Genomic DNA, 11,999 nt, shown 5'->3' with positions numbered 1-11,999 from the left:
GAGGGTGGTTCAATACGGGTATGGAAGACTTTCTCTGGGGCTTGTGGAACGGGGTCACGGCGTGGCCGTTGTTGATCTTGCACATCTTCGACTGGTGGGAGCGGTATCCCGTGTACAACCTGGGACGGGATGGGGGCTGGTACCAGTTCGGGTTCCTGCTTGGCGCGGGGTCGCCGCTGCTGGGGATGTTCGGAGGGAACAAGGCGGCACAAAGGGACTAGATGGACACTCGCGGTCCCTGCGCGGGCGCGTGGCCGTGTTTCGTGGTCTTCGGCTAGACTCGGGGGACAGCTTTCGAACCGCGGGCAGGGCAATGAAGAAGATCTTCGACATCCACGTGCATTTCCCAAGGAATTTCGAGCACCCCGAAGAAGACCCGGCGCCGATGGTGGACCGGCTGGTTGAGCGACTGAACAGCGCGGGTGTGACGAAGGCCTGCTTGCTGACGGGTGGGCGTTTCGGGCCGCCATACGAGCGGGGCATGGAGATCGCGCAGAAGTACCTCGACATCTTCATCCCGGTGGCCGTGATCGACCCGGAGGAGGTCGACGGCGAGGGAGTTCACCGGTTGTACGAGATGGGGTTTCGGGGGCTGAAGCTCATCGGTGTGCAGCGGCCCTACGACGAGCCGGACTACTTCCCGGCATACGCGAAGGCTCAGGAACTGAACATGCCGGTGCTGTTCCACATGGGCGTGATTGGCGGCGGACTCGACTATTCGATAACGCACCCGCGGCGAGATGCGGCAGCGGCGCAGGCGTATCAGCGGATGACGGCAATGCAGGACAGGATGCCGCCGCGGAATGTATCGGCGATGCGGATGTCGCCGCTGCACCTGGATTCGATCGCGAACCGGCTACCGAAGCTGAAGATCATCGGGGCGCACCTGGGAAACCAGGGGAACTACGACTACGCAACATCGGCAGCGCGTTGGCGACATAACGTATATTTCGATATGAGCGGTGGAGAGACAATCGAGCGGCACATGGTGGAGCGGCGCTTGCTGGCGGCGAATTCCCAGGGTGAGTTCGGCGTGGAGAAGCTGATCTTCGGGAGCGACTGCGGCATGGATGAGATCAAGGACCACATCGACCGCTTCGACATCATTTACGACCAACTCGGGCTGACGGACGACGAACGCGAGCGGCTCTGGTGGCGGAATGGAGCCGAGCTGTACGGGCTCGAGACCCCGAGCTTCGCAGCCGAGTGACGGCGGCACCGGCACAGATGCAGCCCGTGCCGGGGGCGACGAGTGTCGCCGCGCGCACGGTGCTGATTGGCGGGCTCGCGGCGCTGGGTATCGGCGCGTATGTCTCAATCCGGCCGGAACAGCCGTGGATCCTGCTGCTGACAACGCTCATGGTGGCGCTGGGTACGGATGGACTGGTGAAGAGTCATCCGCGCTGGGTCGACCTACGGCCGATCGACTCGGTCGTGTATGCGTTTCTGCCGGCATTGGCGGTGCTCGGCGCCGGGCTGTTCATCGACCATGCGATTGAGAGTTACGCGCGCCAGGGGATGGCGATGGCGGCTGCAGTCACGGTTGGGTTGGCGGCCTTCGGGGAGTACCAGACCGTTGACCCGGGCGGGCGGCTGTATGGCCCGTTCAGGATCTTCATGGCGGTGGCCACTTACCTGGTGGCGTTTTCGTTCTTCACCGTGATCTACAGCCGCGATTTCGACGTGCCTTTCGCGGCGGCGTTCGTGGCGGGAGTGAGCGCGTTGCTGGCGATGGAACTGCTGCGCGAGGACCGGATCGTGGGGCGGAGCAGCCTGCTTGTTGGGATAGCAATCGGCCTGACACTGGGAGAGTTCCGGGCGGCGCTCTACTTCTACCCCCTTGATGGCCTGCTCGCCGGCGCATTGCTGCTGATCGCGTTCTACCTGGCGACCGGCATCGTGCATCACATACTCGACCGTGACCTGGACCTGGCGACGGCGGCCGAGTACGTGGTCGTAACGGCAGGGGCGGCGGCGGCTGTGGTCGCCGCGAAGGCGATAACGTAGCGGGGCGACGGCCGGGAGTCAGAGGATGCTGAAGTCCAGGCCTGGATTCCTGCGTTCGACGACGTTCTCGAGGCGGGCCCGGACGGCATTTTCGATTGCTTCGCTGCCGGTCGGGATGATGTACAGGCTGCGCGTGCGGATGGCTTCGAAGACGAGCTCGCCGATTTCTGCAGGCTGGATCATGGTCGAGCGCATCGCGTTGAGTGCGGCGCGGCGCTGTTCCCCTTCGGGGGTGGCGCCGATATCGGAGTCGCCGTAGTCCGTTTGGCGGTTGCGGCCGGAATCGAAGATGTTGGTGTTCACGAACCCGGGACAGAGGACGGAGACGCCGATCGGATGCCCCGCCCGCCCGAGTTCGAAGTAGAGCTGTTCGGAGAGAGCGACGACTCCGAACTTCGCGACGGTATAGGGCCCACCGACGGCTCCGCTGACGAGCCCGGCAACCGAAGCGGTGTTCACTACGTGGGATTCTTCGCCCGAGGCGATCATCCTCGGGACGAAGCTGCGGACGCCGTGGATGACGCTCCAGAGGTCAACATCGATGACCCATCTCCAGTCATCCAGCGAGAGTTCCCACGAAGCGCCGGGGCTGCCGCCGATGCCCGCGTTGTTGCAGAGGATGTGGACAGCGCCGAAGCGCTCGTAGGCGGCTTTGGCAAGGGCTTCGACGTCCTCTTGTTTCGCGACATCGGTCCGGCGGGCGAGTACCTTGACGCCCCGCGCCGCGATGGCCGCTTCGGCCATTGCGAGCGGCTCGGCTTCGATATCGCCGATGACGATGTTGACGCCGGCATCGGCGAAGCGTTGAGCCATGGCGAGCCCAAGGCCGCTCGCTCCTCCTGTGATAACAGCGACTTTGCCTTCGAAGCCGTCCATGGTGCCCCCTCGGTGCGTGCGGGGCAGGATACTGCGGGCGGCCAGGCGGGTCACGTTCCCGGTGCCTGGTAGAAATGCCAAGACGGCCGCTCCCACACGGGAACGACCGTCTTGTGTTGAGCTGCGCGCGCCTGTCTAGGCGGCTGGATGGAGCTTTCGCGGTTCGAGACCCGGCTCATCGTTCCAGAGTGCCAGGCGCGTATGGCCATGGCGGGCGATGTGCCGCTCGATCCACTGCCGCTCGATGTCCGGCGCACCCGTGAAGCGGGCGGCGCAGCGAGGACATGCGGTCATGTGTTTCCTCTTACTTCTTTCCTACTGAATAGTATCGGCAGAACCATGTAAACAAACCGATCAGGGTTTTCCCGTCTCCGGCGCGTGCCTGGTCCTGCTATCTGTTGGTGCAACTTCGCGACCGGCGGTTGCACATGGACTACGGCCTCGGGTGGAGGCCCATGGGTGGCTTGCGCCACTAGCGGAGGTGCGCCACCGTTCCATGGTGGGCACCGTGAAGATCTGTTCGTGGAACGTCAACGGCCTGAGGGCAACCATCAAGGCTGGCCACCTGCAGGCATGGCTTGATACCAGCCAGCCCGACGTGGTGGGATTCCAAGAAGTAAAAGCGACACCTGAACAGGTTCCGGATGAGCCCTGGACGGCTCTTGGCTACCGTAGCTGGTGGCACCCGGCTGAGCGTGCCGGTTACAGCGGATCGATCCTGCTTTCGAAGGAAGAGCCGCTCGCAGTCCGCCTCGGCCTGGGTCTCGAACAGTTCGATATCGAGGGTCGCGTCATCCAGGCCGACTTCCCACAGTATACGGTCATCTCGGCCTATTTTCCTAATGCGGGACGCGGAGTGGAGCGGATGGAGTACAAGCTGGACTTCTACGCGGCGTTCCTGGAGCACGTGAACGGCCTTCGAGCGCGGGGCCAGAACGTTGTGTTCATGGGCGATTTGAACGTCGCCCACAACGAGATCGACCTGGCGCGGCCGGAAGAGGCCATGAAGGGCACTGGCTTCTTGCCGGAAGAGCGGGCGTGGATTACCCGGTTCATCGATGCGGGCTACGTCGACACGTTCCGGGCGTTAAACCCGGATTTGCGGGGTGCCTACAGCTATTGGGATGCGTGGCGGGACCGCCGGGCTCGCAACATCGGCTGGCGGATCGACTACGTGATGGTGAACGGCGAGTTCATGCCGCGGGTGAAGCAGGCGTTCATCCAGCCTGAGGTCATGGGGTCTGACCACTGTCCGGTGGGAATAGAGCTGGAAAGCTGAGCGGTTCGGCGCTGGTTAGCCGGCCAACACGCCGTCGTCGACCAGAACTATCCCGAGCGAGCCAATCGCTCCACTGCTCATCAATTGGTAGGTGTGTTCCTCGCCAACCGGGCTGAGCACCTCCTGGGCGGTGCGTACGCCAGCTGGGGGAATCGAAGAGGAGGACGGCCATGCGCTTGTTCTCGCCACGGTCAAAGAGGAGGAAGCCGAGGTAGCCGGGGATTTCCCGCGCGGCGGTGACGAGATGGTCCCGGACCGCGCCGGTGAGTTCCTCGGCGCGTTCGGGCTTGACGGTGTATTCGACGATGCTGGCGGCTCGCGGCATGGAAACGTCCCCATGGAAATTTGGGGGCAATGGTGTGCGATCGGCAGTGTGCTGAATAGCCCTAACGTTCGCGTAAAGGTACAGTATGGAGCCGATGCACATGTTCCGCGCACTGGCTTACCGGAACTACCGGCTGCTCTGGTTGGGACAGACAGGACACTCGGCGACGCTGTGGATGGACCAGGTCGCGCGAGCGGTACTCATCCTCGATTTGACCGACAACTCGCCGACGATGCTCTCGCTGGTGATCGCTACGCGACTGGCGCCGATCCTCGTATTCGGGCTGCTGGCCGGGGCGATTGCGGACCGGTACGACAAGAAGAAGCTCCTGCTAACGACGCAGTGGGTGTCGACGCTCTGTCACGTGTTCATCGGGACGATGTGCCTGACCGGTTTGGTCGAAGTGTGGCACGTGTTCCTGACGGCGGGCGTCGCCGGGACGGCGATGGCGTTTAACCAGCCGGTCCGGCAGTCGCTCATCCCGATGACGGTGCCGAAGGAAGTCCTGCTGAATGCGGTGGCGCTGAACTCGACAGCGTTGAGTTTCATGCGCATCGGCGGGACGAGCCTGGCAGGCGTACTGCTGATCTGGTTCAACATCGGGTCGATCTACATCATCACGGCGAGCGTGTACGTCCTCGTGACGATCACGACGATGTTGATGCGTTTCGAAGGCGGAGCCACGCGCAGAAAAACTTCGGAAGGGGGCATCTTCGGGGACCTGAAAGAAGGGTTCACGTACATCGCCTCGAACCGCACGCTGGGCGTGGTCACGGCGCTGGCGCTCATCATCTTCGTGTTCGGGATGCCGTATCAGCAGGTGTTCGTGCCGTTGCTGGCGAAGGAGACGCTGGACCTGGGGAACTCGGGCGTCGGCTTCCTTCAGGGTGCGACGGGGGTAGGTGCGTTTAGTGGATCGCTGTTCGTGGCCTGGAAATCCGGAATCGCGAAGCCAGGGCTGCAGCTGGTGTTCAACCTGCTGGTATTTGGCACGGCACTCGTGCTGATTTCGTTGCAGTCCACGCTGATCGGGACATGCCTGTTGCTCGCGGTCGCAGGGAGCATGACGGTGACGTACATGGCGTTTACGAACGGGATCCTGCTGGAGTACAGCACGCCGGAGATGCACGGGCGCGTGATGTCGTTGTTGAGCCTCGACCGGGGGCTGATCCCGGTGGGGGCCATCCTGGCGGGCACGCTGGCATCGACCATTGGGGTGAGACCGGGCTTGTTCACGCTCGGGTCGACGATCCTGGTGTTGAGCACACTGGTGCTGGTGTTCGCGGGGAAGCGGCTTTCGGCGATTAGTTCGGCGAATGCGGTCGCGGGGCACGGGCGGCATGCGGGAGCGGAAGGCGCCGACAGTACTGAACGGCCGATGGAGACGCAGGCGGCGGGCGGCGGCCGGTAGCTTTTTTGACCCCGCGCCGCCCAGTCCTTAGATTGGTTCGAGGCCGGGCGGGCCATGGTCGTATCGGGGTGTAGCGCAGCCTGGTAGCGCACTTGTATGGGGTACAAGAGGTCCCGCGTTCGAATCGCGGCACCCCGACCACTCACTTCTGGGTCCTGGGATGGGCGTCCGGGGGACGAGGCGCTTGCGGCGACGCTTTTGTAGAATGCGGCTATGCGCATGTTCCTCGTGCTTTTGGCGGTAGGGGCCGGCACTTTCGCCGGGTACCTCGTCGGTGATCGCGGGGGAGTAGACGTGACGAGCGGGATGATTGGCGCGGCGGCACTGCTGGCAATCGCGATGGCCTGGATGATGCCGGCTGACGCTCCACGGAGGACTGTCTCGCTTCGGCCGCGAGGGGCGCGGCCGGCGCCGGCGGTCGAACGTCCGGCGCTGACGCCGGAGGACGCGGCACGGCAGCGGGAGCAGGAGCGGATCCTGAGCGGGGCGCAGGTCGGCGTGCGGCTGGTGGAGACGGGTCGAAATCAGATCGCGGTCATCAAGGTCCTTCGGACTTACCTGGATATCGGGCTCAAGGACGGCAAAGACCTTTCGGACAGGGCAAAGCAGGGTGGGCGTCCGCTGGTGGCGGAAGCAATGGGTGCCAGCCGCGCCCGCGACTTCGCGCGGGAGATGGAGAACGCGGGCGGGCGACTGGAGTTTGAAGAGACGGTTACTCGATAGCGATGCGGCCTGTCATGGCGGGGTTGTTGGCGCATTGGTAAGTGAAGCTCGAGCCAGTCTGGTCGAAGATGCGCTCGTAGGTGCCAGAGGTTTGCTGAGGCCCGGTGCTGCCGGCGTATTGGATGGCGCAAGAGGTGGTGGAGACCCACTTCCAGATGACTTTCGAGCCGGTCTTCACGGTGACGGAATCAGGCGAGAACGAGGATTCTTTCACTTCGATCACAACCTCCTGGCGGACGGCCGCCTGGGTGGGTTGCTGATTTATCGCTCCTGAGAGGTCGCCCGTGCCATCGTCGCCGCCTCCACCACAGGCTGCCAGGGGCAGCGAAGCCGCAATCACGGTGATTGCGAAACCTGTACCAACCAATCGACGAAATCCGGTCACGATTCCCTCCGCGGAATGCTTATGGCGCGGAATCGTAACAGCCGGCCGCTCGATTACAACAATTGATTCATGCGGGGCTTTCTATCTATTCCCGACAGGTGCAGAGCCGGGCATATCTCACCGAGAACGCAGGCAAACTGATTGCCGATATCTGGTCAGCCAGCCCGGCGGCTGATTGTGACTGTGGACTGACCTGGGATCTCGGCGAGGGTGAAGAGGCCGCGGACGATGCGGACGTTGACCGGTGCGGTGTCGTCACTGGAGACGGTGCGGGAGACCCAGGATTCACGGACGTTGGCATCGAGGTGGACGGAGGGGCCGTCTGCCTGGCGCACATCGGCTTCGATGTGGATTTCGCCCGGGGTGGTGGTTTCGTAGAGGCGAAGTTCGCCGCGCCCGAGGCGGTCGTGGTTGAAGTTGCCGCCGAGCCAGTTGATCGGGGTTGATGGCTGGAGGTGGGAGTGCTCGTCGGAGGAAAGGACGAGGCGTTCCGGGGTTGCCTCGAACGGCCGGAGGGGGACATCTCCGAACGAGGGAGCAACTCCTGGCGGGAGATCCGCCGCGGTTTCGGGATCGAGTACGTGTTGCGTCATGGTGTCCTCCCCATCACTACAAGGTTCGTTTGCCTCCGGCGAAAAGGTATGCGCTTTTCGGGAGCAGCCGGGTGAACAGGCTGTTGGCAACTGGTGAAGTGTCAATCATGGCGGTTCCTCTGGACGAACCTGCCGATGCGTTCGAGGGCGCGTTCGATCTGTTCGTAGCCGCTTGCGTAGCAGGCACGGACGTAGCCTTCGCCGTGGGCGCCGAAGGCGCTGCCGGGGACGACGGCCACGCGTTCTTCGGCGAGGAGGCGTTCGCTGAAGGTGACGCTATCCATGCCGGTGACGGAGACATCGGGGAAGGCGTAGAAGGCGCCTTTGGGTTCGAATGTGGGCAGGCCGATGGCGCGGAAGCCATCGACGATGAGGCGACGGCGGCGGTCGTATTCTGTGACCATTTCGGAGACGAAGGCTTCGCCGTGTTCGATCGCGGCGATGGCCGCGTACTGGCTGGCGGTGGGCGCCGACATCATTACGTATTGGTGCACTTTCATGACGGCTTCTGCAAGTGGGCCCGGGGCCGCGACCCAGCCGAGGCGCCAGCCAGTCATGGCGTAGGCCTTGCTGAATCCACCGAGGAGGACGGTGCGCCCGTGCATGCCGGGGAGGCCGGAGAAGCAGGTGTGCTGGCCGACGTAGGTCATGCGGTCGTAGAGCTCATCGGAGATGACGGCGAGGTCGTGTTTGCGGGCGACTTCGCCGATGGCGAGGAGGTCTTCGCGGCCCATGGTGGCGCCGGTGGGATTTGAGGGGTAGCCGAGGAGGATGGCCTTTGTGCGCGGCGTGATTGCGGCTTCGACGTCTTCGGCGAGGAGGCGGAAGTCGTTGCAGGCGAAGGTTGGGACGGGGACGAAGTTGCCGCCGGCCATGAGTGTGGCGGGCAGGTAGGCGACGTAGCAGGGGTCGGCGCAGAGGACTTCGTCGCCGGGATCGAGGAGTGCGCGGAGGGCGATATCGAAGGCTTCGCTGGAGCCGCTGGTGATGATGATCTCGGTGCGCGGGTCGTAGCGGACGCCGTAGAGGCGGAAGAGGTGTTCGGCGAGCTTTTCGCGGAGTTCGAGGAGGCCGTAGTTGGAGGTGTAGTGCGTGTCGCCGCGTTCGATGCTTTCGATGGCGGCGCGGCAGATGGGCTCGGGTGTGGTGTAGTCGGGTTCGCCGACGCCGAGGGAGATGACGTCTTCGATGGTGCTGAGGAGATCGAAGAATTTGCGGATGCCGGAGGGTGGCACCGACTGCATGCGGCGCGAAATGAAGCGTTCCGGGCTCGCGCTCACGGTATTCATGTGGGGTCCCCTGTCTCCCTCAAGGCAGCCCTGTCATAGAAAGACCGCCTCGGGGGCGGTCTTTGGTGTGGTATTAGTGCCTGGTCAGACCGGCCGCCGACTTTGCCCGCGCGCATGCGCCGCGGCAGCAGCGGCTGCGGTGGCGAGGAGGGCGGAAAGCAGGGCGAAGATCGTCATTGGCTCCCGTAACTGTGTCGGCTGCGGGTTATAGCGTCAATAGAGGGGAAACCCGATGAGCGGACGGGCCGCGTCCGGGCCAAGCCGGTATGGGAGGCGAGCGGTTCATTCGAGAACGGTTGCCTGGTTGATTGCGAAGGGACTATGGTGCGCCGGATGGGCGCGATGGAGAGCGGCCCGGCCTCTCTCTCTCTCTCTCTCTCTCTCTCTCTCTCTCTCTCTCTCTGGAGGCGGTACCGATGGCGATGCAGGGATAAAGCCGGACGGGCCCAGGGCTGGGCGTGGTTCCACGCGCAGCGCGCAGTAAGGGTGTTAGGGGACACCTGGTGGCAGGCCAGGCGAATGGCTGCGTGGTCGGAGCAGGCGGCGCGCAAAAGGGCAGGGGATTAGGGACCTCGGCATTGCCTCCGACACCCTGCGTGCCCCGCTTCCGAATGTCAAAGAGGGGACCGAGAGGTAACGTGAAGATCAAAACGAGCCCTGAAGCGGGACCACGCGCCGAAAAGCCTTTGGCTGCGTTATTGGGGACGCCCTTTGGCGCTGCCGGCGACCGAGGCAAGTGGAGGCCGCTGATGCAGGCGCCGAGGTCCGACTCCTGGGGTGGCCCCTACCCACCGGCGAAGTCCGGCGCGTTGGTCGACCGGAACCTACCGCCCCCCACCCCGGTGGTACGTGCCTCACCCCCCCCCGAGGCGGCCGTTTGAAGGACTGGTCAACGGTTCCGTATCCAGCCGCGCGATGGCGGTGCCCCCCCCCCGGCCCCCCCCCCCCCCCCCAGCCCGCCGGCGCCCCCCCCCCCCCGGCCCCCCGCCCCGGCCCCCCCACGAATTCAGACCTGGGGCCTTGTCATCCTGCGTCCTTATGCGAAGGCTTCTGGAGACTCGCCAGTTTCACGGCGGGTGTATCCGCCGATGCCAGACGATGCCCCTTTCGAGCGACCCCGTCTTTCGCAAGGGACTACCGGCCGTCCGTCCGATGGCCAGAGTTGGGACTCCGGGCCGCGTCAATTGTAAGGAGGTTTGGCCAATCGGCGGTCGTCTGGCATGACGCCTCGTGGCAAGATCGTCCGTCTGCCTTCCGCTTCCGATGGATTTCGATGAGCCGGACCAGTGGAATGTTCTTCCGCGGTGGTTCTCGCGTTTAGCCCGCGCTGTCCCGGCGTCAGGCCGCCAGCACGGGGTAAAGGCGCCCGCCCGTCGTCCGACGCCAGATGATTGGTCTGCCTGCAACGCCGACCCCCCGACGGGACCGCTCCGATTGGGCGAATTCTGGCGGCGCGTACGTCAATTGGCGGTCCTACGGATATCGCAGCGACGATCTGCAGTCCCTGCCGGCCACCCGCCACACCGCGGCCCGTCGAATCGTACGCCTGGCGCGCGGCGCAAAACCCAGTCCGCCCGGCTGGGCTTCGTTCAGCTTTCGCCAATGGCACGGCCTGGGCTGCACGCGAGATCCCCTGCCTGGCGGCCCGGACGGTTCCGGTGCCTGGACAGTGGTGCCGACGTTTGTCGCTGGAACTCAGGGTCTCTACCATCGGTTTCCGGCAGCCCACGCCAGCCGACCCATGAACACGGGGATTGGACCCCCCCCCCCCCCCGTCGCCCAGGCGAAGCTGGGCGCCCCCCCCCGGTGGGTCGAGGCAGATGCGCTGGAATGGTTCGACCATGAAGCGTACAAGAACGTGGCTTACGGATGGCGCCTTACCGAAGCCGAACTGAAGGATCTTGCCTCTAGCATGCGAGCAGCGGTGTAGCAGTTGCGGCGCCTGAAATTCACTGTCGTGCTGATCGCCGCTGCGATCGCGGCGGCGGCGTTTGGTGCCGCAGTTCTCGTTGGGCGAGATGGTGGCGCTGATCCTACGCATCCACCGGTGTCTGGATCGCCAACTCACGCTGGTCCGCGCTTTGTCGACCTTCTCGGGATTGGTGTCAACCTCGGTCACTCCGTCACAGTTCTCTCGGATGGATCTATCCTCATCGTTGGGGGCCGCAACAAGGACGACACGGGCGACCTCGTGAACGCGATCCGATTTGAGCCGGCTTCAGGATCAATCTCACCTGTCGGCGACGTTCCGGCCCCAGTCGCGTTCCACACTGCGACCGTGCTGGGCGACGGCAACGTGTTGATCGTGGGCGGCGACGTCGCCGCCGTGTTCGATCCCAGCACGAATGTCTTCACAAAGGTCGGAGATCCCCTTGTCCCGCGGAAGGGGCACAGCGCCGTCTTACTTGCCAATTCGACGGTGCTCGTCGCTGGTGGAAGCAGCCTGGGCCGGTTCGCGACTTCGGCCGAAGTGTATGACCCGTCGGTTCGTCAATTCCGCACAGCCGCCCCACTGTCCGCTCCCGCGCCGAGGCCTTCACTGGTCGCCGCCGGGGACGGTGCTTTGCTGGTTACAGGAGACCGGATCGAACGGTATTCACCTGGCAACGACACCTTCACCCTCGTCGACGTCACGCTTCCAGCTTCCGGGCCGACAGTGGTTCGTATTTCGGAGGGCCTCGTCCTTCTCACAGGAGGACTTAGCTCCGAAGTATTAGACAGATCCGGCACGGTTCGTGCATCTGATCTCGTCGCCTTGCTGGATCTCACGACCGGTTCGATTCGGACTCTCGGCAAAATGACGACACCCAGGTTCCTCCACACCGCAACTCTTTTGGAGGATGGCCTTGTGCTCATCACTGGGGGCGACAGCGACTCGCACCGGGATGAGACCCTAGCCTCGGCTGAACTCGTTGACGTTTCGAACGGCCATGCGACTCGCGTGGAAGACATGGCGCAAGCGCGGTCAGCCCATCAAGCTGTGGCTTTGAGCGGCGGGCGCGCGGGCATATTCGGTTCGGCGTCCGTGAGCGCGGAGCACCCCGCGGAAGTGTTTGTCAGGTAGTCCGTCGGCGGCTCCGCGATCGGTTAGCCGAGCTCACCCGCCTCTCG

Annotated in this window: 12 protein-coding genes and 1 tRNA gene; 8 read left to right on the top strand and 5 right to left on the bottom strand. The window is 64.1% G+C overall.

The window, feature by feature from the left end:
• Positions 1 to 20 precede the first annotated feature (20 nt).
• From IPG14_RS06570 to IPG14_RS06560, 3 genes are all read left to right on the top strand, one after another.
• A complete protein-coding gene (locus IPG14_RS06570) occupies positions 21 to 221 on the top strand; it encodes a hypothetical protein (RefSeq protein WP_343384158.1) in 201 nt (66 codons plus the stop codon).
• Positions 222 to 313: 92 nt separating this feature from the next.
• Complete coding sequence (locus IPG14_RS06565; protein ID WP_343384159.1) at positions 314 to 1,210, top strand: amidohydrolase family protein; 897 nt, start codon at positions 314 to 316, stop codon at positions 1,208 to 1,210.
• Entirely contained in the window at positions 1,207 to 2,007 is an 801-nt protein-coding gene (locus IPG14_RS06560; RefSeq protein ID WP_343384160.1) for a hypothetical protein, read from the top strand. The genes IPG14_RS06565 and IPG14_RS06560 overlap by 4 nt, the downstream gene beginning before the upstream one ends.
• Positions 2,008 to 2,025: 18 nt before the next feature.
• On the opposite strand, the gene IPG14_RS06555 is transcribed toward IPG14_RS06560, so the two are convergent.
• Positions 2,026 to 2,883, bottom strand: coding sequence for an SDR family NAD(P)-dependent oxidoreductase (locus IPG14_RS06555; protein WP_343391262.1), 858 nt, complete (start codon positions 2,881 to 2,883; stop codon positions 2,026 to 2,028).
• A 135-nt stretch (positions 2,884 to 3,018) separates the two neighbouring features.
• Positions 3,019 to 3,177 (bottom strand): hypothetical protein, encoded by a 159-nt coding sequence (locus IPG14_RS06550; protein WP_343384162.1) that lies wholly within the window; start codon positions 3,175 to 3,177, stop codon positions 3,019 to 3,021.
• Positions 3,178 to 3,379: 202 nt separating this feature from the next.
• Between IPG14_RS06550 and IPG14_RS06545 the strand changes: the two genes are divergently transcribed.
• The 4 genes from IPG14_RS06545 (at position 3,380) to IPG14_RS06530 (ending at position 6,621) form a co-directional block, all read left to right on the top strand.
• A complete protein-coding gene (locus tag IPG14_RS06545) occupies positions 3,380 to 4,162 on the top strand; it encodes an exodeoxyribonuclease III (RefSeq protein WP_343391261.1) in 783 nt (260 codons plus the stop codon).
• 419 nt (positions 4,163 to 4,581) lie between these two features.
• Positions 4,582 to 5,898, top strand: coding sequence for an MFS transporter (locus tag IPG14_RS06540; protein ID WP_343391260.1), 1,317 nt, complete (start codon positions 4,582 to 4,584; stop codon positions 5,896 to 5,898).
• A 64-nt stretch (positions 5,899 to 5,962) separates the two neighbouring features.
• Positions 5,963 to 6,039 (top strand) — tRNA-Pro (locus IPG14_RS06535).
• A gap of 72 nt (positions 6,040 to 6,111) precedes the next feature.
• Positions 6,112 to 6,621 carry a ribosomal protein L7/L12 gene (locus IPG14_RS06530; protein WP_343391259.1) on the top strand — a complete coding sequence of 170 codons (510 nt, stop codon included), beginning with the start codon at positions 6,112 to 6,114 and terminating at the stop codon, positions 6,619 to 6,621.
• Here IPG14_RS06530 and IPG14_RS06525 read toward each other — a convergent pair.
• The 3 genes from IPG14_RS06525 to IPG14_RS06515 form a co-directional block, all read right to left on the bottom strand.
• Positions 6,611 to 7,006, bottom strand: a complete 396-nt coding sequence (locus tag IPG14_RS06525) for a hypothetical protein (RefSeq protein WP_343384168.1) — start codon at positions 7,004 to 7,006, stop codon at positions 6,611 to 6,613. The genes IPG14_RS06530 and IPG14_RS06525 overlap by 11 nt on opposite strands.
• Before the next feature lie 155 nt (positions 7,007 to 7,161).
• Positions 7,162 to 7,599, bottom strand: a complete 438-nt coding sequence (locus IPG14_RS06520; protein ID WP_343384169.1) for a hypothetical protein — start codon at positions 7,597 to 7,599, stop codon at positions 7,162 to 7,164.
• A 101-nt stretch (positions 7,600 to 7,700) separates the two neighbouring features.
• A complete protein-coding gene (locus IPG14_RS06515; RefSeq protein WP_343391258.1) occupies positions 7,701 to 8,888 on the bottom strand; it encodes an aminotransferase class I/II-fold pyridoxal phosphate-dependent enzyme in 1,188 nt (395 codons plus the stop codon).
• 1,957 nt (positions 8,889 to 10,845) lie between these two features.
• On the opposite strand from IPG14_RS06515, the gene IPG14_RS06510 reads away from it, so the two are divergent.
• The gene (locus IPG14_RS06510; protein ID WP_343384172.1) at positions 10,846 to 11,952 is read left to right on the top strand and encodes a kelch repeat-containing protein; all 1,107 of its coding nucleotides are present in this window, start codon (positions 10,846 to 10,848) and stop codon (positions 11,950 to 11,952) included.
• The last annotated feature ends 47 nt before the right edge of the window (positions 11,953 to 11,999 follow it).

Source organism: Candidatus Amarobacter glycogenicus (assembly GCF_016704105.1).
In the GTDB taxonomy this organism is placed as follows: domain Bacteria; phylum Chloroflexota; class Dehalococcoidia; order Tepidiformales; family Tepidiformaceae; genus Amarobacter; species Amarobacter glycogenicus.
Note: the sequence above shows the minus strand (reverse complement) of the source record. Positions and strands in the feature narration are given on the sequence as shown.

What these genes read in the sequence shown, in the direction of transcription:
- IPG14_RS06570 (WP_343384158.1), top strand. Translation starts at nt 21, where the DNA reads ATGGAAGACTTTCTCTGGGGCTTGTGGAACGGGGTCACGGCGTGGCCG.
- IPG14_RS06565 (WP_343384159.1), top strand. Translation starts at nt 314, where the DNA reads ATGAAGAAGATCTTCGACATCCACGTGCATTTCCCAAGGAATTTCGAG.
- IPG14_RS06555 (WP_343391262.1), bottom strand. Translation starts at nt 2,883, where the DNA reads ATGGACGGCTTCGAAGGCAAAGTCGCTGTTATCACAGGAGGAGCGAGC.
- IPG14_RS06550 (WP_343384162.1), bottom strand. Translation starts at nt 3,177, where the DNA reads ATGACCGCATGTCCTCGCTGCGCCGCCCGCTTCACGGGTGCGCCGGAC.
- IPG14_RS06545 (WP_343391261.1), top strand. Translation starts at nt 3,380, where the DNA reads ATGGTGGGCACCGTGAAGATCTGTTCGTGGAACGTCAACGGCCTGAGG.
- IPG14_RS06540 (WP_343391260.1), top strand. Translation starts at nt 4,582, where the DNA reads ATGCACATGTTCCGCGCACTGGCTTACCGGAACTACCGGCTGCTCTGG.
- IPG14_RS06530 (WP_343391259.1), top strand. Translation starts at nt 6,112, where the DNA reads ATGCGCATGTTCCTCGTGCTTTTGGCGGTAGGGGCCGGCACTTTCGCC.
- IPG14_RS06520 (WP_343384169.1), bottom strand. Translation starts at nt 7,599, where the DNA reads ATGACGCAACACGTACTCGATCCCGAAACCGCGGCGGATCTCCCGCCA.
- IPG14_RS06515 (WP_343391258.1), bottom strand. Translation starts at nt 8,888, where the DNA reads ATGAATACCGTGAGCGCGAGCCCGGAACGCTTCATTTCGCGCCGCATG.